Annotated in this window: 22 protein-coding genes and 1 tRNA gene; 7 read left to right on the top strand and 16 right to left on the bottom strand. The window is 55.5% G+C overall.

Annotated features, from left to right (window positions below; all coding sequences use genetic code 11):
- Position 1: 1 nt before the first annotated feature.
- From LB462_RS20670 to LB462_RS20655, 4 genes are all read right to left on the bottom strand, one after another.
- Positions 2-934, bottom strand: a complete 933-nt coding sequence (locus LB462_RS20670) for an ABC transporter ATP-binding protein (protein WP_224511890.1) — start codon at positions 932-934, stop codon at positions 2-4.
- Positions 931-1,572 carry an ABC transporter permease gene (locus tag LB462_RS20665; RefSeq protein WP_224511888.1) on the bottom strand — a complete coding sequence of 214 codons (642 nt, stop codon included), beginning with the start codon at positions 1,570-1,572 and terminating at the stop codon, positions 931-933. The genes LB462_RS20670 and LB462_RS20665 overlap by 4 nt, the downstream gene beginning before the upstream one ends.
- Position 1,573: 1 nt before the next feature.
- Positions 1,574-2,194, bottom strand: coding sequence for an ABC transporter permease (locus LB462_RS20660; protein ID WP_224511885.1), 621 nt, complete (start codon positions 2,192-2,194; stop codon positions 1,574-1,576).
- Between the two features lie 112 nt (positions 2,195-2,306).
- Complete coding sequence (locus LB462_RS20655) at positions 2,307-3,188, bottom strand: glycine betaine ABC transporter substrate-binding protein (protein WP_224511884.1); 882 nt, start codon at positions 3,186-3,188, stop codon at positions 2,307-2,309.
- 247 nt (positions 3,189-3,435) lie between these two features.
- Between LB462_RS20655 and LB462_RS20650 the strand changes: the two genes are divergently transcribed.
- Positions 3,436-3,930: a cupin domain-containing protein gene (locus LB462_RS20650; RefSeq protein WP_224511883.1), complete on the top strand. Its 495-nt coding sequence runs from the start codon at positions 3,436-3,438 to the stop codon at positions 3,928-3,930.
- Here LB462_RS20650 and LB462_RS20645 read toward each other — a convergent pair.
- On the bottom strand, positions 3,921-4,424 hold the full coding sequence (locus LB462_RS20645; RefSeq protein WP_224511882.1) for a peptide deformylase: 504 nt from the start codon (positions 4,422-4,424) through the stop codon (positions 3,921-3,923). The genes LB462_RS20650 and LB462_RS20645 overlap by 10 nt on opposite strands.
- A 123-nt stretch (positions 4,425-4,547) precedes the next feature.
- On the opposite strand from LB462_RS20645, the gene LB462_RS20640 reads away from it, so the two are divergent.
- Positions 4,548-6,731, top strand: a complete 2,184-nt coding sequence (locus tag LB462_RS20640; RefSeq protein WP_224511881.1) for a sensor histidine kinase — start codon at positions 4,548-4,550, stop codon at positions 6,729-6,731.
- Between the two features lie 490 nt (positions 6,732-7,221).
- On the opposite strand, the gene LB462_RS20635 is transcribed toward LB462_RS20640, so the two are convergent.
- Positions 7,222-7,392 (bottom strand): hypothetical protein, encoded by a 171-nt coding sequence (locus LB462_RS20635; RefSeq protein ID WP_224511880.1) that lies wholly within the window; start codon positions 7,390-7,392, stop codon positions 7,222-7,224.
- A gap of 189 nt (positions 7,393-7,581) precedes the next feature.
- On the opposite strand from LB462_RS20635, the gene LB462_RS20630 reads away from it, so the two are divergent.
- The 3 genes from LB462_RS20630 (at position 7,582) to LB462_RS20620 (ending at position 10,780) form a co-directional block, all read left to right on the top strand.
- The gene (locus tag LB462_RS20630) at positions 7,582-8,979 is read left to right on the top strand and encodes a PAS domain S-box protein (RefSeq protein WP_224511878.1); all 1,398 of its coding nucleotides are present in this window, start codon (positions 7,582-7,584) and stop codon (positions 8,977-8,979) included.
- Positions 8,980-9,087: 108 nt separating this feature from the next.
- Positions 9,088-9,486 (top strand): hypothetical protein, encoded by a 399-nt coding sequence (locus LB462_RS20625; protein ID WP_224511877.1) that lies wholly within the window; start codon positions 9,088-9,090, stop codon positions 9,484-9,486.
- A 244-nt stretch (positions 9,487-9,730) separates the two neighbouring features.
- The gene (locus LB462_RS20620; RefSeq protein ID WP_224511875.1) at positions 9,731-10,780 is read left to right on the top strand and encodes an acyltransferase family protein; all 1,050 of its coding nucleotides are present in this window, start codon (positions 9,731-9,733) and stop codon (positions 10,778-10,780) included.
- A 266-nt stretch (positions 10,781-11,046) separates the two neighbouring features.
- Here LB462_RS20620 and LB462_RS20615 read toward each other — a convergent pair.
- Together LB462_RS20615 and LB462_RS20610 are read right to left on the bottom strand one after the other, a co-directional pair.
- A tRNA-Ile gene (locus LB462_RS20615) sits at positions 11,047-11,123 on the bottom strand.
- A 134-nt stretch (positions 11,124-11,257) separates the two neighbouring features.
- A complete protein-coding gene (locus LB462_RS20610; RefSeq protein ID WP_370637244.1) occupies positions 11,258-12,286 on the bottom strand; it encodes a sugar-binding transcriptional regulator in 1,029 nt (342 codons plus the stop codon).
- Positions 12,287-12,439: 153 nt separating this feature from the next.
- Between LB462_RS20610 and LB462_RS20605 the strand changes: the two genes are divergently transcribed.
- Positions 12,440-13,192 carry a hypothetical protein gene (locus LB462_RS20605; protein WP_224511863.1) on the top strand — a complete coding sequence of 251 codons (753 nt, stop codon included), beginning with the start codon at positions 12,440-12,442 and terminating at the stop codon, positions 13,190-13,192.
- On the opposite strand, the gene ptsP is transcribed toward LB462_RS20605, so the two are convergent.
- Genes ptsP through LB462_RS20580 form a run of 5 tightly spaced genes read right to left on the bottom strand, consistent with a single transcriptional unit; the run spans position 13,160 to position 17,863 of the window.
- On the bottom strand, positions 13,160-15,151 hold the full coding sequence (gene ptsP / locus LB462_RS20600; RefSeq protein WP_224511860.1) for a phosphoenolpyruvate--protein phosphotransferase: 1,992 nt from the start codon (positions 15,149-15,151) through the stop codon (positions 13,160-13,162). The two genes, LB462_RS20605 and ptsP, sit on opposite strands and share 33 nt — an antisense overlap.
- Before the next feature lie 23 nt (positions 15,152-15,174).
- Positions 15,175-15,552 carry a PTS glucitol/sorbitol transporter subunit IIA gene (locus LB462_RS20595; protein ID WP_210005548.1) on the bottom strand — a complete coding sequence of 126 codons (378 nt, stop codon included), beginning with the start codon at positions 15,550-15,552 and terminating at the stop codon, positions 15,175-15,177.
- Between the two features lie 30 nt (positions 15,553-15,582).
- Positions 15,583-16,608: a PTS glucitol/sorbitol transporter subunit IIB gene (gene srlE / locus LB462_RS20590; protein ID WP_224511859.1), complete on the bottom strand. Its 1,026-nt coding sequence runs from the start codon at positions 16,606-16,608 to the stop codon at positions 15,583-15,585.
- 21 nt (positions 16,609-16,629) lie between these two features.
- Positions 16,630-17,388 (bottom strand): PTS glucitol/sorbitol transporter subunit IIC, encoded by a 759-nt coding sequence (gene srlA / locus LB462_RS20585; protein WP_112531724.1) that lies wholly within the window; start codon positions 17,386-17,388, stop codon positions 16,630-16,632.
- Positions 17,389-17,428: 40 nt separating this feature from the next.
- Entirely contained in the window at positions 17,429-17,863 is a 435-nt protein-coding gene (locus LB462_RS20580; RefSeq protein ID WP_224511857.1) for a transcriptional regulator GutM, read from the bottom strand.
- A 170-nt stretch (positions 17,864-18,033) separates the two neighbouring features.
- Here LB462_RS20580 and LB462_RS20575 point away from each other — a divergent pair, with 170 nt between their 5' ends.
- Positions 18,034-18,672 (top strand): hypothetical protein, encoded by a 639-nt coding sequence (locus LB462_RS20575; RefSeq protein WP_224511855.1) that lies wholly within the window; start codon positions 18,034-18,036, stop codon positions 18,670-18,672.
- Here the strand turns inward: LB462_RS20575 and LB462_RS20570 are convergent.
- From LB462_RS20570 to LB462_RS20560, 3 genes are read right to left on the bottom strand one after another with little or no spacing between them, the layout of a single operon-like run.
- On the bottom strand, positions 18,653-19,978 hold the full coding sequence (locus LB462_RS20570; protein ID WP_224511853.1) for an acetoin dehydrogenase dihydrolipoyllysine-residue acetyltransferase subunit: 1,326 nt from the start codon (positions 19,976-19,978) through the stop codon (positions 18,653-18,655). The genes LB462_RS20575 and LB462_RS20570 overlap by 20 nt on opposite strands.
- 3 nt (positions 19,979-19,981) lie before the next feature.
- On the bottom strand, positions 19,982-20,980 hold the full coding sequence (locus LB462_RS20565; RefSeq protein WP_224511851.1) for an alpha-ketoacid dehydrogenase subunit beta: 999 nt from the start codon (positions 20,978-20,980) through the stop codon (positions 19,982-19,984).
- On the bottom strand, positions 20,980-22,017 hold the full coding sequence (locus LB462_RS20560) for a thiamine pyrophosphate-dependent dehydrogenase E1 component subunit alpha (protein WP_224511849.1): 1,038 nt from the start codon (positions 22,015-22,017) through the stop codon (positions 20,980-20,982). The genes LB462_RS20565 and LB462_RS20560 overlap by 1 nt, the downstream gene beginning before the upstream one ends.
- Between the last annotated feature and the right edge of the window lie 23 nt (positions 22,018-22,040).

Here is a 22,040-nt window from a genome sequence, read left to right as displayed (position 1 = left end):
ATCAGACCGCAAAAATAGCGTCCCGTGTCAATTGCCCCTTCACTGCGCCGCTCTCGTCAACAACGGCAAGAACGTCGCTATTGGCGGCAACCATCAACGCCAGTGCTTCGCGCAGACTGCTGGTCGGTGCAACTGTACTGGCACCTGGGCGCGGCGTTGTAGTGTTCATCGCATCGTTTACAGTGAACAGGCCGAGCCGCTTGATCGCGCGGTCTATCCCGACGAAATTTTCCACAAAAGCGTCGGCGGGGTGAGACAGCACTGCATCCGGCGTATCGTACTGTACGATCTTGCCGCTTTTCATGATGGCGATGCGGTCTCCAAGCCGGATGGCCTCATCGAGATCATGGGTGACGAGCACAACAGTCTTGCGCACACGACGCAATATCTGGCGAAATTCGTCCTGAAGTCTCGTCCTGGCGATCGGATCGATCGCGCCAAAGGGCTCATCCATCAACAGCACTGGCGGATCGGCTGCAAGCGCGCGTGCCACGCCGATACGCTGGCGCTGCCCGCCGGAGAGTTGGCGCGGGTAGCGCTTCAGCATTTCGCTCGGGTCGAGCCCGACCAGATCCAGCAGTTCTTCCGTACGGCTCTTTATTTTCGCCTCGGTCCATCCGAGCAATTTCGGCACCGCCGCAATGTTCTGAGCAATGGTCATATGCGGAAACAGACCGACCTGCTGGATCACGTAGCCAATGTGCCGGCGCAGTTCGACCGGGTCGACCTTTGTGACGTCCTCATCATTGACGATGATCTTGCCTTCCGTTGGGTCGATCAGGCGGTTGATCATGCGCATTGTCGTGGTCTTGCCGCAGCCCGATGGACCGATCAGCGCTGTTGTCGTCCCTTCCGGAACGACAAGAGAAAGATCGTCGACTGAAGCCGGTCCGTCCGCAGCAAAACGTTTGGTCACATGTTCCATGGTGATCATGCGGTAGATCTCTCTGCAAAAAAGATTTTCTCGGCGAGGCCAAGAGTAAACTCGGTCGTGAGCGCGAGCAGCGCAATGGGAATGGCGCCGACCAGTAGCCTCGACATATCCATCATGCTGATGCCGACGGCGATGAAATCGCCAAGTCCGCCGCCCCCGATGAAAGGGGCAAGCGTCGCACCAGCCAGCACCTGAACGGCGGCGGTGCGTGCGCCCGCGAACATGGCCGGGGCTGCAAGGGGAATGCGTATCTTGCGCAGAACCTGCCCCCTGCTCATGCCCATTCCTGTTGCCGCTTCGACGGCATCGGGGTCGACATCGCGCAGTCCGATGAAAGCATTGAGCAGAATTGGCGGCAAAGCGAGGATGGTCAGGGCCACGATGGACGGCCACAATCCGATGCCAAGAAGCGGCATCATGATAGCGAGGATTGCGAGACTGGGAATCGTGCGCAGTGCGTTAATTGTGTTGATGACTGCGAAGGCGAGGCCGCCCCGGTTGATGATCAGGATCGCCAGCGGCAGTCCAATGGCCAGCGCAAAGGCCAACGAGACGCCCGACATGATCAGATGCTGGCCAAGCGCCTGGTAGAATTCCGGCTGATGATTGATGATCCAAGTGAAGGCGGTGATCAACATGTCATGCCCTCCCCCGAACGAGATATTTCTCGGCCTGACTGAGCACGACATCGAAGAAGATCGCCATCAAGGATGTCAGAATGCCGCCGACAAGTATTTTCTCGGTATAGTTCTGATCGATCCCCATCAAAATGATCGTGCCAAGCCCGCCGCCGTCGATGAAGGCCGCTACCGTGGCTATGCCGATCACGGTAACAAGGGCAATGCGTATGCCCGAAACGATGAGCGGCAATGCAAGAGGGAGTTCGATCCCGACAAGCCGCTGCCGGGCATTGTAACCCATACCATCTGCGGCATCGAGAACATCGGCCGGTACACCGCGCAATCCGGTTACGACGTTGCGCAGGAGAATAAGCAGGCAATAGGACGACAGTCCAACCAGCGCCGGCTTTGTCCCAAGGCCAAGCCAGGGAATTAAAAGTGCGAATAGCGCCAGACTGGGGATAACGAAAATGATGCCGGTTATCGTCAGGACAACGGCATACAGCTTTGGCCGTCGCGCGCAGATGATCCCGAGGATTAACGCAATCACCAGTCCTATCAGCACAGAGGAAACCGAGAGCACCAGATGCTGCCACGTAGCAGTGAGTATTTCCGGAATGTTTTTGGGAGCCCAGTTCAAGGGTGCCGTCCTGCCTGCATGGTCGCTTCAGCAATGAAATAGCGGAGATGTGGCCATCTCCGCCATACACGTTCAAATGATCGGCGAAACCGCTCGGTTCCGTCGAGTATAATCAAATACCTTTTTCTTTCAGGAACTCTGCAGCGACTTCCTTTGGTTCCTTCTTGTCGCGTTCGACGGCCGCATTCAGGTCGCGCATGATCTCGTTGGTCAAAAGCGGGCTGACCTTGTTGAGCACTTCAGCGATCTTCGGGTTCTTCGCCAAGGCATCCTGGCGAACGACAGGCACAAGATAATAGGGAGGGAAAAGATGCTTGTCGTCATCAAGAACAACGAGGTTGCTATCGGCGATCTGCCAGTCCGTGCTGAAACCATAGGACACATCGATGTTCTTGCTCGTCAGCGCGCTGTAGCGGATACCAAGCTTGGCAAAGATGCGGAAATCCTTGAACTCGATCCCGTAAACCTGCTTCAATCCCGGCAGACCATCCTTGCGTTCGCCAAAGCCACCTTCGGCGCCAAAGGAGAGCTCCTTGGAGGCGGGACCAAGATCCGTCAGCGTCTTGAGTTTGTATTTTTCGGCGGTCTCGGGAAGCGTAATGATGGCATAGCCATTGTTGATCTGCGTTGGCTCGAGCAGTGTCAGCTGCAGGTTCTTCTCGTAATAATCCTTGACGTCCTTGTAGATCTTGTCGGCCGAGCCTGACAGGTCGCCCTTGACGACCGCCGCGAGTGCGGTCCCGGTATACTCCGGATAAAGATCGATTTCGCCGCTCGTCAGTGCCGAATGTGCGATGAGCGTAGCGCCAAGGTTCAGCCGGCGCTCGACTGTGACGCCGGCCTTCTCCAACGCCTGCGCATAGATTTCGGCAACCACGAACTGTTCAGTGAAATTCTTGCTGCCAATTTTCACTGTCTGCGCAAAGCCGGACGTCGCCGCCGTCAATGCTACAAGAACGCCAAGCCCAATTGAGGCGACACTTTTCAAGATCATGGTTTTCCCTACAGCTACTGTAGGATATCATCCGTATCCTACTGGTTTCGTTGTCGAATTCGCATGCTAGCAATCTCGGGCACTAAGTTCGCAGAACAATATGCCAATGTTCCAGGAGAAGTAGAAATTATTTGCTATGCGTTTGCAACCGCCGATACATGCACATCCTGACAGCGGTTGATCTCTGGTGTCGTTGCATTCTCCTCGCTACATTGCCGGTAACATCGCGAAGAGGCAGGAGGCATCGATGTCAGACGATCATCAACATGGCGACGCGCGCACGCAGGATCATCCAGTCGACTGGCGGGAGCATGGGGTCAAAATTATTCCCGGGGATTCCCTTGATCCGAATACGGCACAAACGCCGGGTATGAATCGGGCCGCCGCCATCAACCGCGCCCGGGCTGGAGCCGAAAAAATCTGGGCGGGGACAGTTGTCATTCATGCCAACGCCAAGACCGGCGCGCATCATCACGGCGATCTGGAGAGCATTATTTACGTGGTCAAAGGCCGCGCACGGATGCGCTGGGGCGAAAGGCTGGAATATGTCGCGGAAGCCGGCCCCGGCGATTTCATCTTCGTGCCGCCATACGTGCCACATCAGGAGATCAACGCCAGTTCGGACGAATCGCTTGAATGCGTTCTTGTCCGCTCCGGTCAGGAGCCTGTCGTCGTCAATCTCGATATTGAGCCGGTGGAAAAGCCGGAAGGTGTTTTGTGGAAGGATCCAATTCACCGCTGATCGCGCGACAACTTCTCATAACGTTTGATCAATCTGTCACGCTTGAGTTTCGACAAACGGTACACCCAGAATATGCCATCGAGCTGATCGATTTCGTGCTGCAAACAGATGGACAGGAGACCGGCCGCTTCTTCTGTCTGAGACACGCCCGAGAGGTCCTCATAGCGAACCCGAATGGAAGCCGGCCGCTCGACCTCGTTCGAAACGCCTGGCATAGAAACACTGCCCTCTTCGTGCCTGACGATGTCAGCCGAAAACCATTCGATGTCCGGATTAACGTAGAAGCGAGCTGGTTGCCCCCGATCAAGTTCAAGAACGACAATGCGCTTCAAAAGGCCGATATGTGGAGCAGTTATGCCTATTCCCGGCGCCGCCCGCATTGTCTCCAGGAGGTCATCGGCCAGCAAACGGAGATCATCCCCAAACTCTGTAACGCGTTCAGCCAATGAACGCAGTGCGGGATGCGGATATTTCAGGATTGGGCGTATCGTCAAAACTTGGACCTTTCAAACTGGCACGTGGCACATCAGCAACGCTGCTAAAGCCTCGTGCCTCAAACCGCGTTCGGAGCGCAAGCTTCCTTTACAAGCAACGCTGCGACCGATAATCGACAGCAAATGAGCAAGACCGTAGTCAAACCGCAGGTTCTGCCGAAAGGCGCGTTGATCATGACGCTCCTGACGCTGGCGACAATGATTGTTTCGTTCGTCATCATGATGGGCATCACAGACATCTCGCCTACCAAACGGACGACGCAAATCATTATTGCAGCCAATGCGGTTTCGATTCTGGTGCTGATCTATTTGTCCTACGCCACGCTCCGGAAGCTCTTTTTGTTTAAGAGCAAGGAAAAGCACCGGGATCTGCATACCAACATAACGATCATCTTCGCGCTGATCGCGTCGATCCCTTCGATCATTGTTGCCTGCTTTTCACTCATTGTCCTCGACAATCGTTTGAATTCCTGGATCAATCCCGAGAACAATCAGATCATTGATATGTCGATTAAGGCCGCGCAGTCCTACACCGAGGACAATGCGCAAAGTCTTTTGACCACAACTCTATCGATGGCGATCGATCTCGATCAGCGGCGGATGCTGTACAGTCTTGATCGAGGTGCCTTCGAAAATTGGCTGACTTATGATGCAGGCCGCAACAATCTGCTTGGCGCATCCCTGGTTAGATCCAACGGTGAGGTTGTCGTGAGCGCCCAGCTTTTCAACGATCATAGCCTTCCAGAAGCGCCACTAGAGGCGTTGAAAACTGCGGCGGGCGACAGGCCGGTATTGATACCGCCGGAAGCCACCAACCTTGTCGGCGCCATCATCAAGATGCAGGCGCTGCCAGATTTGTATCTCTATACGATCCGCGCCGTGGATTCTTCAGCGCTGGATAACATGCGCATCATGACCGACAACAATGCCGAATATCAGTCCCTGGCCAGCAACAGGAAGAATACGCAGATCGCCTACGCGCTGCTCTATATTGAGCTGACGCTTTTGCTGCTTTTGACCGCGGTCTGGACTGGCATTGCTGTCGCCAATCGTGTGGTCAGGCCCATTCGCCTGTTGATCGGCGCGGCCGGCGACGTTGCCACCGGCAATTTTGACGTCTCAGTGCCTGTCCGCGCTTCGGATGGCGATATCGGTTCACTATCCCATACGTTCAATAATATGGTCGAGCAGTTGAAAACCCAGCATAATGATCTGATCTCGGCAAAGGACGAGATCGATGAGCGCAGGCGCTTTACGGAAGCGGTTCTGTCCGGCGTGACAGCCGGCGTTATTAGCGTTAACTCGCAAGGCGATATTGCCGGTCTAAACCGGCCAGCCGAGCACATGCTATCGATCGATAGTGCACTAGCTATCGGCAAGAACCTCGTTCATATCCTTCCGGAAATCGGTGCTGTATTCGAGGCGGCGCGCGAAAACGGCAGGTCTTCCAGCCGCCAGCAGATAGGCATTACCCGCAATGGTATCGTACGCTCTTTCAACGTGCAGATTACCCGGGAAGACGCCGATACACAGCACACCTCCTACGTGGTGACGGTCGACGATATCACCGATCTGGTCGCTGCCCACCGCTCATCCGCTTGGGCTGACGTCGCACGCCGCATTGCCCATGAAATCAAGAATCCACTAACGCCGATCCAGCTCTCCGCCGAGCGCATTCGCCGCCGCTACGGCAAGGTCATTGTCGAGGATCGCGAGGTTTTCGACCAATGCACCGAAACGATTATCCGCCAGGTCGGCGATATAGGTCGTATGGTGGATGAGTTTTCTGAATTCGCTCGTATGCCCAAGCCGCAACTCGCAGCAACGGACATCCGCGATGTGCTGCGCGACGCATCCTTTCTCGTGGAAATCAGCAACAATCAGATCAAGTTCGAGCATGACTTTACCGACGAGCCGCTCGTTGGAAATTTCGACAACAGGCTCCTTGGCCAGGCTTTCGGTAACATTATCAAGAACGCTTCGGAGTCCATTGAAACGGCGCTCCAGACAGGAGCGATCGAGGAAGGTTTCATTCTCGTTCGCGCTGTCAGCACCAGTTCGTCCATCATTGTCGAAGTGCTCGACAACGGCAAAGGATTACCCGCTGACAACCGCCATCGACTGCTCGAGCCCTATGTGACAACGCGCGAAAAGGGCACGGGCCTCGGCCTCGCCATCGTCAAGAAAATCATCGAAGATCATAGTGGACATCTCGAAATGCTGGATGCCCCTGAGAGCTTTCATACCGGTCGCGGTGCGATGGTGCGAATGACCTTTCCAAAGCTCGTCGAGGCCAGCGCGGCTTAACCCATCGGCCAATATCGCTTTCGTTTCACTCGATATCAAAATGTGATGAAACTGAGGCACGGCGCAAATTGCAGTCTACATTGAAAGCGCTATAATCCCTTTCAGTGAGGCTGGGATGATGGGATTAAGCCTTCCATGATTTTGGTCAAGCACATGATCACCACAATTTGAATTGATCGCTGGGAACTGAAATCAGCGACGGGTGTTTATGATTTTTTTGAGAACGCGCCGGTCCTATCCGGCTACGCTCAGGAGGAGTCAGGCGATGCGACACACGAAAGAAAACGGCGATATCTCCAACTGGATGACATGCTCAATGATTTTGTTTGGCGCGCTGGCAGTTGCAGCCGTCGTCTTTGCAGTTTGACTATCGGGATTTGACCCGATCAGAAGAAAATTCAGAGAATTTATGTGCGTCTGACAGAACGCGCATCGGTTTTGGTATGGGCTGGTTTCCAAGTGAAACTGGCCCATTGTATTGTTGAGGGCTCTAATCCTTTCCCAATACGGAGAGAAGCAAGGCGAAAAGCGCCACGAAATTCAAAATTGCGCTTGCTGCATGCGAATACTCCCATTGATAGCGCAGCGTTTCCCAGCCCTCCGGCAGAACGGTTAAGCCAGATTGACAGAGCAGGCTGGTCAATCTCAAGGTATAAATCATGTGATTTCCTCCATTCATTTGGATTGAATGGAAACGCAAAAACTACCCCATTGATCCCTCATACGCTGGTGGCGCTGTCGGAACCAAAATCATTGCAGATAGTTTCAAATATGGGGTTATCCTGTTGTCGACTGGTCCCCTTGATTCGAGAACCCGACTGGCAAGAAGTTACTTGAAGCAGGAAAAATAGTGGATATTGCGCAAAGCAACCTTAGTTCTTCACTTGCAGCTTTGCACAGCATGGACAGCTCCAGCCGTGATTCCCTGATCACGGCACTTCCTATCCCCGTATATACGACAGACAAATCCGGCATCATTACTTTCTACAACCGTGCGGCGGCGGAGTTTTGGGGTCGTGAGCCGCGGATCGGCGAAGAGGCTTGGTGCGGATCATGGAAATTATATTGGCCTGACGGAACTCCGATGCGGCATGACGAGTGCCCCATGGCGATGAGCCTGCGCGAAGGTCGGGATGTGCGAGGGCTGGAAGCAATAGCCGAGCGGCCCGACGGCAGCCGTGTTGCGTTCCGTCCATTCCCCGTTTTGCTTCGGGACAATAGCGGCGAAGTTGTTGGCGCCATGAATATGCTTGTCGATCTCACAGAGCAGAAGCGCAATGAAGAGTCGGCGCAACATCTCGCGGCGATCGTGGAATCGTCCGACGATGCGATCGTTAGTAAAACCCTCGCAGGCATCGTCAGGAGCTGGAACAGGGGTGCCGAACGCGTATTCGGTTACACAGCCGAGGAGATGATTGGCCGTTCGATCACCACTGTTATTCCTCCCGAAAGATTGGGAGAAGAAGCGTCCATCGTCGACAAAGTTCGCAAGGGTGAACGCCTGGATCACTATGAGACAATTCGGGTGCGCAAGGACGGGGTGCGTATTCATGTTTCGCTGACTGTATCGCCAGTCAAGGATTCGACCGGGCGCATCATTGGCGCGTCCAAGATTGCCCGCGATATTACCGAGAGAAAGGAGAAGGAAGAACGGATCGTCATGTTGATGCGCGAGGTAAACCACCGCGTCAAGAATCAATATGCCGTCATTCTGTCCATGATCCGGGAAACCGGCAATCGCGCTACTGATAGTACCGAGTTCGAGCAGCAGGTGCGGGAAAGAATCATGGCTCTCGCGCGATCACATGATTTGCTTGTCCATGCCGAATGGCGCGGAGCGACTGTAGCGGATCTTCTTTTGGCGCAGATAAAGCCGTTCGGCGATGAATCCAGCGTTGCGATTTCAGGTCCCCTCATAGTCCTGCAGCCCAATGCGGTTCAGTACCTGGGGATTGCGTTCCATGAATTGGCAACGAATTCGGCCAAATATGGTGTCTTTTCTGCTGACCAGGGCAGTATCGCAGTCGATTGGTATGTCGGCGATGATGGTAGAAACTTTTATCTGACCTGGACTGAATCTGACGGGCCACCTGTAAGGCTTGGGCGTGCCCATGGATTTGGCAAGATTGTGCTGGAGCGCGTAACCCCTCTATCCCTTGGGGCGGCAGGCACCCTGGAACAGGCGCCCAAACGCCTCGTCTGGACTCTGCGCGCACCAATGGAAAACATTGCAGCTTCCCTCCCCTGACAAAGCGCACAAACCTCATTCTTAATGCTTAACTGAGCTTGCTGGAAACCACTGTCGCTCGCGTGTATTGTGCGCGGCATCATTGAATTCTGGTTCAGGGGGAGCCAAATGCCACAGATTTCTCAGCTTTTCTTCAAGACGGCCATCATATGTCTTCTGATCGGGCTCGCGATGGGCCTGCAAATGGGAATGTCCGGAAACCATACGGTGATCGCTGCTCATGCACATCTCAACCTCTTGGGCTGGGTTTCCTGTTCCATTTTCGGTGGGTATTACGCGCTCAACCCAGCCAAGGCAGTCAAGAGATTGGCCATGGTTCACTATGTGGTCTATGCGCTTGGTCTGATCGTCATGCTGCCAGCGCTCTATTTCATGGAACTGGGCAATGTCCAGTTGGAACCGCTCGTCGGGATAGGATCGCTCGTCGTTTTCGCTGGCGTATTGATCTTCGCGGTGGTGATGTTCTCCAAGGAAATCGCAGTCATCCCCGAAGCCAGACGGGCCTGAATTGGGCTTACCGGCTTAGCGGAATGACACGTCCCATCTCCTCCGCAATCGAAGCCTACGATATCGGGTGGTCTCGACAGCGATTTCAGCTCTACCCGTAAGTAAAGGCGGAGACAGGATCCGCTCGACATGGCTTGGAGCGAATTTCTGCTGTCCCGCAAGATTTGGCTTGTCAAAATGCCTGAGCCCGGTGCAAATTCGCGGAATTATTATTGCATGCGATTTTTAGCACCAAGGCTTTTTGATGAATTACGTTCCTGCGCTCGACGGCGTGCGCGCAATCGCTGTCTTGACTGTCATTGTGTTCCACACATTTTACGATCGTTTTCCTGGCGGGTATATCGGCGTTGACCTGTTCTTCGTCCTGAGCGGCTATCTGATCACGTCGAATTTGCTCGCTGAGTGGGAAAATTGCGGCAGGATCGACATGCCGGGCTTTTGGTTGCGGCGCGTCAGGCGGCTGGCGCCGGGGCTCTATGTCTTTCTCGCATGTCTCGCATTTGCAGCGCTCTTTACCAAAATCCGAAACGATGTTCTGGAGGCCATCGGATTTGCCGCGACCTACACAATGAACTGGGCGCGAGCCTTCGAATTGGGGCCCGATACCGTTCTTGCACACACCTGGTCGCTCGCGATAGAGCAGCAATTCTATCTGATTTGGCCAATTGTGCTTTCGGCCCTGCTCGCCAAGACCGGGCGCCGTGGCGCACCGCTCGCGACCCTTGCCCTTATTCTGGCCGTGCTCGGATGGCGGATCGCGCTGGAGGCGATGCATGCACCGGGTACGCGAATTTACAACGGGTTCGACACCCGTTCGGATGCCTTGCTGGTTGGCTGCCTGCTTGCCTTTTTGCCGGGTGTACCACAGGTGTGGTCGCCCTGGCTTTTCTGGGCAGCATCCCTAGTTGGATATCTGTTCGTGCTCTTTGGCAATAATGGTGAATGGTCCCTGATCTGGGGATTTACCGCTTTTGCTGCGGTCGCGGCCGTTTGGATCGCTGCAGCCGCTTCGGCAGTCGCCGGACAGTTCGCCCATACCGTCCTGACACTTGAGCCGCTCGTTGCAATCGGCCGGATCTCCTACGGCATGTATCTCTGGCACTATCCCATCTTGCTTGTCCTGAAGTCCCTGGATTTGCCAAGCGGAGTGACAATCAACCTCGAACTGCTGCTTACGATCAGTGTGGCCGCTGCCTCGTTCCATTGGATAGAGCGCCCGTTTCTGACCAAAGGAAGCCGTTCGATCGTTCGATACGGGCAAGCTCTCGAACCTGTCGCCTCCAAAGTCTCCTAGATGTCATTTTACGGAGATTCCGTCCGAGGCTTAGATGCCATCTTGGTGTTGGCGGCAAATCGGGAAGAATCTTTGGTTGCCTCCTGGAAAGAAGCATCAGTTTAGCAGTTTCGAAGGAGCAGCATGACTGCCGGAACGAATTCAAGCGACTTGAAAAACTTGATTGTCCAACATCCGGCGTCAAACGTTAAGAACGCACGTCCAGCAACAGCGGCTACACCGGCGCAAAAAGGCTTGGCAATTTCTCGCCAAGCCTTTGAAATTCTTGGTGGGCCCGGGAGGACTTGAACCCCCAACCAAGCGGTTATGAGCCGCCGGCTCTAACCAATTGAGCTACAGGCCCCACCTGAAATCAGACGCAGTGGAATTGGCCGCGCGTCTCCCGCGATCAATAACGGGAAAAATCGCGAATGCAATCCCTGACTTGGGCTACCCGGCGCTCTTGTTTTGATTTCCAACGGAAATTGCAAGCAAAGCTCAACCTTTTTCCTGTTCGGCAAGTACCAGCAAGCGGCGGGCACTTTCCTCATCGGTGATGAACACTGTCGGACGAACGAGCGCCATCGCGCCATAAAGCGCCCTGATCTTTTCCTTGCCGCCAGATGTCAATACCCGCGCCGGCACGCGTTGCACCGTGTCGATGCCTACGGACATGACGAGGTCATGGATGGGATGGTCCACCAGCTGACCCTGTTTGTCGTAAAAATGGAATAGAAGATCGCCAACGGCGCCACGTTCCGCCAGGGAAGCCTGGTGGCCCTGGTTAAGGAAACCGATGTGGTAGGGCGTGCTGGAGGCCGTTTCGATAGCGCCGACACTGAGCAGAACGAGATCAAGGTCCTCGGCCATCTCAAATACGCTTTTCAAACCGCATCGCTCGATCAATGCTGTTTTTGTTTCGATGCTATCCACCATGGCAGGAGCGGGAATGAGATAACCATCGCCCTGGAACAACTGTGCGAATTGCCAGGCAAATTCCGCCGGGTTGAACCGCCGTGGCTGGCTGATTCCCCCAAGCAGCGAGATAACCGTAAAGTTCTCAAGCGCCCGTGCTTCGAGATAGGACAATGTGTTGAGAAGCGTCCGCCCCCAACCGACGCCGACGCGCATGCCATTGCTGACGACCCCGGAAAGATAGTCGCCGGTGGCGGCCGCTATCGCAGGGATCGGGTCGTTGTCCGGATGGGACAATGGCGCGATGATCACCTTGTCGAGACCGAATTGCTTTTCAACCTGCCTTTCCAGTGCGACGAGATCCGAAAGATAGCCCTGGATTCCGATCTTGACCTCGTTGCGCGCACGCGCCTCGGCCAGCATGCGCACAATGGTCACACGCCCGACGCCGAGGATCTCGGCGATCTCGTTCTGCGTCATCTGCTCGATATAGTACATCCAGGCGGCGCGCATACGCATCCGGCTGATTTTGGTGTCCGGCTGCCCAACATCCAGAGGAGTCTTTTGGAGACTCTTCGTCGTACCATTCGTTCGCTTGCGTCGATCGCTCAATCATCCCCCCTTTGATCGCTCCCGTTCCTTCAAAGCAGCAATGCTGCATCAAGCCAGAGCGACCTGCACACTACACCTCACGAGAATGTTGTTTAGCAAGCCAAGAAAAAAAGGTACAAACGATTATCCACTTGCGCGCAAAGGTACGCCATCATGATCCGGGATATTTCAAGCGAGATTGTCGTCAGTTTGAAAGACCGCCTGCGCGATGTACGCCACCTGATCAGGGCAAGTCGGCAAGATCGCCCGCCCGTGCCTCAGGATCTGCCCGATATCTTGTTCGGTAAGGCTGCCCGCGCCATGGACAAGGCTTTGACTGCCGCAGAGACAATTTCGATCTCTCTGGTTTCACAGGATCCTGCGGCCCATTCGACCACCATCGAAGCGCGTGGTCTCGACGTCTATTTTCCCGCTGATGCCAGCAAAGGTGAGGCGCTGTTCCGGCGCGACGGATATTACCTGACGAAGCGTATCTTGAACGTTTTGGGATCGCGCAATGCACTCATTCACGAATCAACATTCACATCCGTCCATGCAGCGGTGATTCGCCGCCACGGGGCTTTGCTGGTTGGCGCAAAGGATGGCGATCTGAACGACATTGCAGAAGCATGCGCGCAACTGGCGATCGAGTTGCAATCACAATATCAATCGGCGCATTTGCCATTGCCCGGATATGGCGGGCAGCAGCCGGATCTGGACGCGCAGTATTTTTGCTTTTCCGCCATCGCCCTTGCAATCGGTCTTGCCACCTATGCGGATCATGAACCGGACGATGAAAGATTGGTCGAGAGCGCGTTGTTGGCTCTACAAGCCCGCGGGGACAAATTCGATCAGGCAATCGGCGCATCGGATAAGGTAAAAGCCCTGTCCGATCTATTCGCCTTTTTGATTCCCCACTTGCCCTAATTCCCAAACGCATTTTTTTGCGCGTTGAATGGATGCCGGACTCATGCTGAGTTCCGTCAGCCCCATATTGACGAATGCCGGGATGAGATCAGCGCGGCCTGCGGCTTCGCCGCACATACCGACCATGATTCCAGCCTCGACACCAGCTTTCGCCGTAAGTTCGATCGCTGCCATCACGGCCGGATGCGTCACGTCATTCAACTTTGCGACAGTCGGGTTGAGGCGATCAGCCGCCATGATGTATTGGGTCAGGTCATTGGTACCGATGGAAAAGAACGCAACCTCTTTGGCCAGCATGGGGGCAATCATGACGGCTGCTGGTGTCTCGACCATGACACCAAGATCGAAATTCGCGTAGTCCCTCCCCTCTGCTTTGAGTTCTGCGGCACACTCGTCGATCAGGCTGCGCGTAGCGCGAACTTCGCCAAGATCCGAGACCATCGGCAACATGACCTTGATGTTGCCATGCACGGTGGCACGCAGGAGCGCACGCAATTGCGGTTTGAAAACATCCGGGCGGTCGAGGCACATGCGAATACCGCGCCAGCCCAGAAACGGATTTTCTTCATCCGGAAAATCTATACCGGATATCGGCTTGTCGCCGCCAATATCCAGCGTGCGGACAATAACAGGGTGTGGCGCGAACGCTTTGGCAAGCGTCGCGTAGGTTTCGGTCTGCAAATCTTCAGATGGCAGATGAATGTGCCGCATGAACAGCAGCTCGGTGCGGAACAGCCCAACGCCCATGGCACCGGCTTCCTGCGCCGCTTCGATCTCCTCCAGGGAGCCGAGGTTGGCTGCGATCTCGATGATAGTGCCGTCAGCACGCCTCGGTACGATATCCTTATAAGCTTTCAACGCCTGCCTTTCTGTTTCGGCGACGCCGATTTTCGCATGGAAGCGATCGACCGTCTTCTGGTCCGGATCCGGAAAGACATCACCATTATTGCCATCCAACGCCACGCTCTTGACTTGCTGCAATTCCTGCACGGAATGTCCAAGCCCGAGAACCGCGGGGATCCCGTGCGCACGGGCAATGATCGCGACGTGCGATGTAGCGCCGCCATGGCCGCATATCACACCGGCAATGCGCTTCAGAGGCGCGCGGGCCAGATCCCACGCGCCGATGTCGTCCGCGATCAGAATTGCACCGTTAGGGATGGCCTCGAGATTGGCATCGTCCTGCCCCAGTAGCGCAAGGCAAATCTGACGCCCGACTGCATTCACGTCGTCAGCTCGGGCATTAAGGTAAGGATCATCCATTGAAGCGAAATCCGCCGCAATTCTTGACGTAGCGCCAATGACGGCAGAAACCGCATCCATGCCTTCCTTCACCAGCGCTTCCGCAGCCTGTGTGAGTTCATCGTCACAGGCAATATCCTTGAGAGCAGCGATAATGCCGCGGTCGCTTTCTGCGAGATCCGTCGCGGTCAATGACATATCCATGCGATGCTGCACGGTCGCGAAAGCCTGTGTCAGCCGCCCGGCTTCTGCCGGTATTTCGTCCGCTGCCAGCAGGCGGTTTTCATGTTTGATTTCCGCCGGGAAAAACCCGAAGGCTGGCCCGATGGCAAAGCCTTCGCTGGCAGCAACCCCGCGTAATTTGCCCGTGGCTGTGGTGTCGGAATTTGTCGAGAAGGCCTCGGGCTGAACAGGCGCAGGTTCGGCAGATGCTTTTTCAGCTCGTTCCTCTTCCGCCGTGCCTGCATGCGGATCTTCAAGGTATCCGATCAGTGCCTCGATTGCCTCGATCTCATCGGCACCGCTCGCCCTTACGGTAACTGTCTCGTTTTCCTTGACGCCTAGCAGCATCAGCTTCACGGAACTCTTTGCACTCACGGATTTGTCGGCCTTGATCAGCTCGATATCCGATTCGAAACCCTTTGCGAGTTTGACAAATCTTGTGGCTGGCCGCGCATGCAATCCGTCATGCACCCGCACTATTGTCGAGCGTTCCATTCAAATCTCTCTTCGATAATTCATTACCCGATGGTAATCGTCGTTCCAACTTTCAACGCCGATACCAGCTCAGCCGTATCGATTTCCGATGCGCAAATTTCGCCTGGGCGTTCAACTTGATCGGACCCATTGAACGTAATGACCACATGTCCAATATCTTTGACCTTCTGCCAGGCATAATCGCCAATGCCGGTGATGCTGGCAGAGACATCACCAATATGGATTGCGGCCCCTACTGGCGGCGTTTCGTCGGAAGGCTTGCCCTCGACAGCATGCAGGATCGAAACCTCTGCAAGTTCAGGCGGCGCGCCATCCGCAAACAGGATGACGACGCCTCCCTCGGCAAGATCCGCCACCTCAGGTCCGACGGCTGTTACCCGTGTTTTCAATAGGACTGACATATGGCGAACCTCTTTTTCTACTTATTGAACTCAAAATACGATCAGGCTGACGATCCAGGCTATAACCACCGATACAGGCCCCATGATCTGGCGACTGATCAGAACCGCTGGCACGCCGATTTCGATCGTTTTGGGCTTGGCTTCACCGAGCGCCAGACCGACCGGGACAAAGTCACAGCCTACCTGTGTATTATAGGCGAACAGTGCAGGCAGAGCCATTGCCGGTGAAATCGTGCCGTTGGCAATCTGCGGTCCGATAATCGCCACTCCGATAACCTGGGCGATAACCGCACCTGGTCCCAAAATCGGCGACAGGAACGGCAGGCCGCAGATGGCCGAAAGGATCAGCAAACCAACGATATTATTGGCAAGCGGTCCCATTGGTTGCGCCAGCACATCGCCGATCCCGGTATAAAGGATGAAGCCGATCAGCATGGTCACGAAGGCCATAAACGGCAAAACGTTGCGCACGACCTGATCAATGGTACGGCGACCGGCATTGAAGAAAATGCCGACCACACGGCCCATAGCTCGGCCGATGGTGCTGATAAAGCCTATTAACCCACCCTCGCCTGAATCCGACGCTGCAGTTCGGCTTGCCATGGATGCGGCAAGTTCTGCGGGCGTGGGCGGCGAATCCTGGGACGATCTTGCTCCCGCAATTGCTGCCGGTTGAGATCCATCAGCGAGTTCGATATTGGCCTCTTTTACGCCTGAAACGTATATGTCTTCAGTAATGAACTGCGCCAGAGGACCCGATTGTCCGACGGGTGTCAGATTGACGGTAGGAATACGTTTGCGTGGATAAACACCACAGCGAGCCGTACCGCCGCAATCCACGACAACAACGCCCATTTCACCTTCAACTGGCGGCGCCTTGAAACCGTCAACCGCCTCTCCGCCCGTGAGCTCCGCAATGCGGCGTGCGACCGGATGAATGCCGCCACCAGTGACGGACACGACCTTGTTGCGTTCAGGCGTCAGCTGAATGACGAGCGGGCCGCCCCAACCATTATTGCCTTTGGAAATCTTTACTGCCTTATAGGTCTTTGACATTTTACTGCTCCCCGCCCCGACTTAAAGTTCAATGCCCTGACGGCGTGCCATGATGGCGGTAATGCGCTCGGTCAGCATGCCCTTGAGCAGAATGACAACCAGACCAACGAGCGCGTACCAGATGGCGACGTTGATGTGATAGCCGACGGGAACCGCGCCTTTTTTCTCAAGTTCGAGAAGCGCGACGAGAATACCGCCCCAAACGAAATACTCGCCGGGATTAATGTGCGGGAACAGACCAAGCGGCGGATGCACATAGGATACGGCTGCATCGTAGAACGCGGGCTTGTGCTTTTCTTCGAGGAACGAACCGAAGGTATAGGCCATCGGATTTGTGAGGAAGAACACGGAAAGCACGGGCAAGACGGTGTAGCGCGTCAGCGCGATACGACCCGCGCCCCGGGCGATACCATGCACGCGTTCTTCGCCTACAAGCTCCGTCAAAGCGTAGAATGCGGTCATCAGCACGACAAGCGTCGGGATGATGCCTGTGACAAATCCGGCGAAGACCTCGCCGCCCTTCTGGAAGATACCGATGAAGTATTTACCGATGTGGGTCAGCCAGCCGAGCTGTTCTTCCTGCTGGACATTCTTCAGCTTGTCCTTGAATTCCTCGACAGTGATGTCCCCCGTCGATTGCGCAAGCACCACAAGATCGTTGCCCGCATGCGTGATAGCCTGCTTGCCGTGGAGCGCCGCATCCGAGACCATCGATCCCGCCACCGAAATATGGTGCGCGGCGATGTCGGCATGTTGCGCCAGCATTGTTAATATTGACATGTTCCCTCCTCCTTATCGACCGTTTTCCAAACGGCCGTCCCTATGCGTTGACTGGCTTGATCCCGATTAGACCCGACCGCTTCGGCTCTGCCCTGGCCTTGTCTATCTGTTCGATTGCACGCTCCGCCGCCTTGGCGATATTCGGCTCCCCCAGACCTGTCATCACAGGATCGGTGCGCAATGCGTTCAGCGAGATACCCTCAAACTCCTCGCGCCGCTTGAATTTCGCAAAAACCGATCTGCCACTCATCACGAGAAAACGTTGAACCACAAGGTCCGGCGTAACGAGAATGAGAACGATCACGCCCTTGCCAAAACGGCCGCGAACATTGCCCGCGCCAACAAAACCATCATTGTATTTGGAAGTGATGCCTTTCATCACATCGCTGTAGTGGCGCATCTGGTACCAGACGCCCAGTGATTGCAGCGCCCACAAAATCCCAAGGGCAAGCAATCCCCATTGCCACATTGCCATGTCTTCAACCTCCCAACGCCCGACCGCAAACATATGCTATGACCGAACGAAAAAATATAGAACATTTGTTTTTCGTAATGTCAATATGTATGATTTCGGTTCTGTTAAAACTTGGCTTGTGCTGCATCACAGCGTATGACGTGATACAATGGATTTAAAGGTGAGAAGGCATGGATTTTCTGTTCAGAGACGAATTGGTCCATATGCCGGATTTACGGCACAGGCTTCGCCAACTGCGTTGGTTTCGCATGGCTTTTCGCAAGAATGCCGCGCTGATTGCGGAACATTACGGTTATCATTTTGCCATCGACGAAACCAGGCTGACCAGGGCTTTTCTCAACTGGGTCGAGACGGTTGAGCAACAAAAGTCCTATGCGCAGATTGATCGCAAGGATTTCATCATCTTCGCTGCGGGCCTTGTGCTCAAAGAGCTTATTACCATAGGACCGGCAACGGTCCGAAGCCATCCCAAGCAGAGCGAATCGCAGCTGACAGAAATGCAGGAGATTATCGCGTTCTGGCCTGAAGGGTTCCTCTATACCAATTACTGTGTCGGCGCGATCGCCGCAATTTGCGAGCAGGAATTTGGTACCGCTCCGAAGATCGACGCATGCGCGGACGATCTGCGCACATGGTGGTCGTACCGCGAGAACGTCCGCGAGATTCCGGATCAAGCGATCGCCTTCCTGGATAAATTCGTTGGCACGGAGCCCAACTGGATCATGCCCAATCTGGCTTCGGCTCGCAGTGCCATTCAGCGGGCGCTCGTTTCGCCGAAGTCGAGCACCACTACGCTACCGAACGGCTGACCTCTGCCAGTATCCGCATAATCTTTTCACGTTGTTCCAGCTGCGGCATATGTCCGGTCCCGGCAAAGAGATGCACGGCGATCTCGCCCGGTAACCCGGTGGCATGTGTCGCCGGGATCACCCGATCCGCTGCTCCGAAAATCACACGGACCGGAATGGTCAGGTTGGCAAGGGTCTGCCTGACATCGATGACCTGCGTTCCGTCAGCGAAAAAACGGTCGGCAACGAGCTGCTGTGCGTCGCGCAAAGCCACATTTTGCGATTGAGCCAGCGTTGCGCTGATAAATGGCTTGGTCAAAAGACTTTCATCCTGAACCAGCTGCTTCATCCACGCGACGAGGCTCGGCTCGGTACGAGCCCGGACAAACCCCGACAGAAACGCACCATTGATTTCAGGTCCGAGTCCGGCCGATGCGATCAGGACCAGTGCACGAATGTCGAGATGGCTGCGGGCAGCCACTTCGGTTGCGACCGCGCCGCCAAACGAGTGCGCGACCAAGACTATTGGTCCAGAGTGATAGGCAGCAACGGTTTGTTCAACCAGTTCGGCAATCGCATGCAGATCATCTGGAATGGTGTGCGGCGAAGCACCATGACCGGGCAGATCGATGGCAAGGATCGGATTGTCCAGTGTGCCACCGCCGAGCATCGGCCTCCAGCTGTTGAGATCGGAGCCGAAGCCATGGATCAGGACAAGCGGTGCAAGCTCCGAGTTCTTGCCTTCACGCAGCCATGCCGCGTGCAGCGGAGCACCTGCTTGAACGGCAGGTTCGCGAACCTGCACGACAGGCTTCGCAACAGCCGCGCCCTGCGCAAGGCCATTTTCGACATCTTTCTTCTGGATGCGTCCCTTGGGTCCAGATCCTGAAACCGATGTCAGATCAATACCGGCTTCCTTGGCAACCCGCCGGGCAAGCGGCGTTGCACGAACTCCGTCAGCTTTGTCAGCGGTCGTTGTCGTTGTTGCGGGCGGGGTTTCTTTTGATTCCGCCGCAGGCTTTGCCTCTGGCGCAACCACTGCCGGTGCATCTGCAATGTTTGTTGGTGCCACAGCCGCATAGGCCTCACCTTCGGCAAAGATCCACGCTACCGCCTGGCCCACAGGAACTGTCGTCCCCTCCGCCGCCGTGACATTGCGCAAAATGCCCGACGACGGTGCATCCACTTCCATGGCGGCCTTGTCAGTTTCGATTTCGAACAGCACCTGCCCTTTGGTGACAGCATCGCCATCCTTGGCGTACCAGCGCGAAATCTGGCCGCTTTCCATATCCATATCGACCTTGGGCAGGATCACCTCGACGGGCATGGCTTAACGTATCCCTTTAACGAGATCGCGAGCGCTCTTCAGAATACCGGGCACTTGCGGCACCGTCGCCTTCTCGAGCTCCGGATTATAGGGAATAGGCGTTTCTGCGCCACCAAGGCGCACGATGGGCGCATCGAGATAATCGAAGGCCTCGCTTTCGGCGATCATCGCGCTGACTTCTGCCCCGATGCCGAGCGTTTTCACGCCTTCATAGACGCACATCAGCTTCGACGTCTTTTTGACACTGGCGATGATGGTTTCCTTGTCCATGGGACGCACGGTGCGCAAATCGACGACCTCGACATTGATGCCTTCTTTTTCGAGCTCACGCGCCGCTTCCAGTGCCTTGTGCACCATGATGGCCGAAGCAACGATGGTCAGGTCAGTTCCTTCGCGCACGACAGCAGCCTTGCCGATCGGCACGGTATAATACCCTTCCGGAACGTGACCCTTCATCTTGTAGAGCAGCTTGTGCTCGAAAATCATGACGGGATCCGGGTCTTCGATGGCCGCGAGTAACATGCCCTTGGCATCATACGGCGTCGACGGCTGGATAACCTTCAGGCCAGGTACGTGACCAAACCACGCTTCAAGGCTTTGGCTGTGTTGCGCCGCGGCGCCTGTACCGGAGCCGGCGGGAAAGCGCATCACCAGAGGCACCGAAACGGCGCCGCCGAGCATATAGCGAATCTTGGCCGCCTGATTGACGATCTGTTCCATTGCGAGCGCGGCGAAATCCGAAAACTGGAACTCGAAGATCGGCCGCATTCCGGTCAAGGCCGCACCGACGGCAACGCCCGCACCACCAAGCTCGGAGATCGGCGTGTCCATCACCCGATCCTCGCCGAAACGATGCACAAGATCACCCGTCACCTGGAAAGCGCCGCCGTAGACGCCGATATCCTCGCCCATCAGAAACACGCGGTCATCGGCCTCCATGGCAATGGCCATGGCTTCCTGGATTGCCTGCGAATAGCTCAGTTCGCGGATTATCTCGTCCATTAAATTTCAACCGTGTAAACGTCGCGTGTCAGATTATCGAGGGTAGGTGATGGGCTGTTCCTGGCGAATTCGATCGCCTCGGCAATCTCCGCCTCGGCGCTTGTACGGATCGCTTCGATGTCGGCGTCGTTGACGAAACCGAATTCCTTCAGCTGATCTTCGAACAGATGGATCGGATCGCGATTGCTGATCCAGTCCTCGATCTCTTCTTTTGTCCGGTAGCGGTTGCGGTCACTCTTCGAATGACCGCGATGACGATAGGTCTTGCACTCGATGAGGGTTGGCCCCTCACCCCGGCGCGCCCGTTCTACCGCATCGTGCGAGGCTTCGGCGACATCGGAGAGATTGTTGCCGTCGACGACAACGCCCGGCATGGCGTAGGCGACCGCGCGATCAGCAACGTTCGCAACAGCCGTTGAACGCTTGGTCGATGTGGACATGCCATAGCCATTGTTCTCGCAGACGAAAACCACCGGCAGCTTCCAGATTGAAGCCATGTTGAGCGCTTCGTGAAACGCGCCCTCATTGTTGGCGCCATCGCCGAAATAGGAGATGACGACCTTGCCGTTCTTCTGTTTCTTTGCGGACAGAGCGGCACCTACGGCAATGGGGATACCGCCGCCGACGATGCCATTCGCACCGAGATTGCCCTTGGAGACGTCGGCGATATGCATGGAGCCGCCACGGCCCTTGCAGTATCCGGTTTCCTTGCCGAAAAATTCGGCGAACATTTTCGAGACTTCCGCGCCCTTGGCGATGCAATGTCCATGACCGCGATGCGTCGAGGTGATCATGTCATCTTCGGCAAGCGGCATGGAAATGCCGACAGCACTCGCTTCCTGACCGATGGACAGGTGCATGGTGCCGTGGATAAGGCCGCGCGTATAAGACTCCTCTGCGCCCTCTTCGAAGCGGCGTATCAGATACATCTTGCGCAGTGCTTCCTTCAACTGCTCCGGCGGATAATGCCGAAACGCGAAGGGAAGGTTGCTACCATCGTCATGGCGCTTGGCGCTTGAATTTCTGGCGGCTGCCATATCGGCACTCCCTGTCTGATTTT

Source organism: Phyllobacterium chamaecytisi (assembly GCF_020164455.1).
In the GTDB taxonomy this organism is placed as follows: Bacteria; Pseudomonadota; Alphaproteobacteria; order Rhizobiales; family Rhizobiaceae; genus Phyllobacterium; species Phyllobacterium chamaecytisi.
This window is presented reverse-complemented; position numbering and strand designations above follow the sequence as displayed.

Coding starts and splice junctions, on each gene's coding strand:
- LB462_RS20650 (WP_224511883.1), top strand. CDS start 3,436: ATGTCAGACGATCATCAACATGGCGACGCGCGCACGCAGGATCATCCA.
- LB462_RS20570 (WP_224511853.1), bottom strand. CDS start 19,978: ATGCCCGTCGAGGTGATCCTGCCCAAGGTCGATATGGATATGGAAAGC.
- LB462_RS20575 (WP_224511855.1), top strand. CDS start 18,034: ATGGATTTTCTGTTCAGAGACGAATTGGTCCATATGCCGGATTTACGG.
- LB462_RS20655 (WP_224511884.1), bottom strand. CDS start 3,188: ATGATCTTGAAAAGTGTCGCCTCAATTGGGCTTGGCGTTCTTGTAGCA.
- LB462_RS20625 (WP_224511877.1), top strand. CDS start 9,088: ATGCCACAGATTTCTCAGCTTTTCTTCAAGACGGCCATCATATGTCTT.
- LB462_RS20635 (WP_224511880.1), bottom strand. CDS start 7,392: ATGATTTATACCTTGAGATTGACCAGCCTGCTCTGTCAATCTGGCTTA.
- LB462_RS20620 (WP_224511875.1), top strand. CDS start 9,731: ATGAATTACGTTCCTGCGCTCGACGGCGTGCGCGCAATCGCTGTCTTG.
- LB462_RS20640 (WP_224511881.1), top strand. CDS start 4,548: ATGAGCAAGACCGTAGTCAAACCGCAGGTTCTGCCGAAAGGCGCGTTG.
- LB462_RS20565 (WP_224511851.1), bottom strand. CDS start 20,980: ATGGACGAGATAATCCGCGAACTGAGCTATTCGCAGGCAATCCAGGAA.
- LB462_RS20605 (WP_224511863.1), top strand. CDS start 12,440: ATGATCCGGGATATTTCAAGCGAGATTGTCGTCAGTTTGAAAGACCGC.
- ptsP (WP_224511860.1), bottom strand. CDS start 15,151: ATGGAACGCTCGACAATAGTGCGGGTGCATGACGGATTGCATGCGCGG.
- srlE (WP_224511859.1), bottom strand. CDS start 16,608: ATGTCAAAGACCTATAAGGCAGTAAAGATTTCCAAAGGCAATAATGGT.
- LB462_RS20665 (WP_224511888.1), bottom strand. CDS start 1,572: ATGTTGATCACCGCCTTCACTTGGATCATCAATCATCAGCCGGAATTC.
- srlA (WP_112531724.1), bottom strand. CDS start 17,388: ATGTCAATATTAACAATGCTGGCGCAACATGCCGACATCGCCGCGCAC.
- LB462_RS20595 (WP_210005548.1), bottom strand. CDS start 15,552: ATGTCAGTCCTATTGAAAACACGGGTAACAGCCGTCGGACCTGAGGTG.
- LB462_RS20560 (WP_224511849.1), bottom strand. CDS start 22,017: ATGGCAGCCGCCAGAAATTCAAGCGCCAAGCGCCATGACGATGGTAGC.
- LB462_RS20670 (WP_224511890.1), bottom strand. CDS start 934: ATGATCACCATGGAACATGTGACCAAACGTTTTGCTGCGGACGGACCG.
- LB462_RS20580 (WP_224511857.1), bottom strand. CDS start 17,863: ATGGCAATGTGGCAATGGGGATTGCTTGCCCTTGGGATTTTGTGGGCG.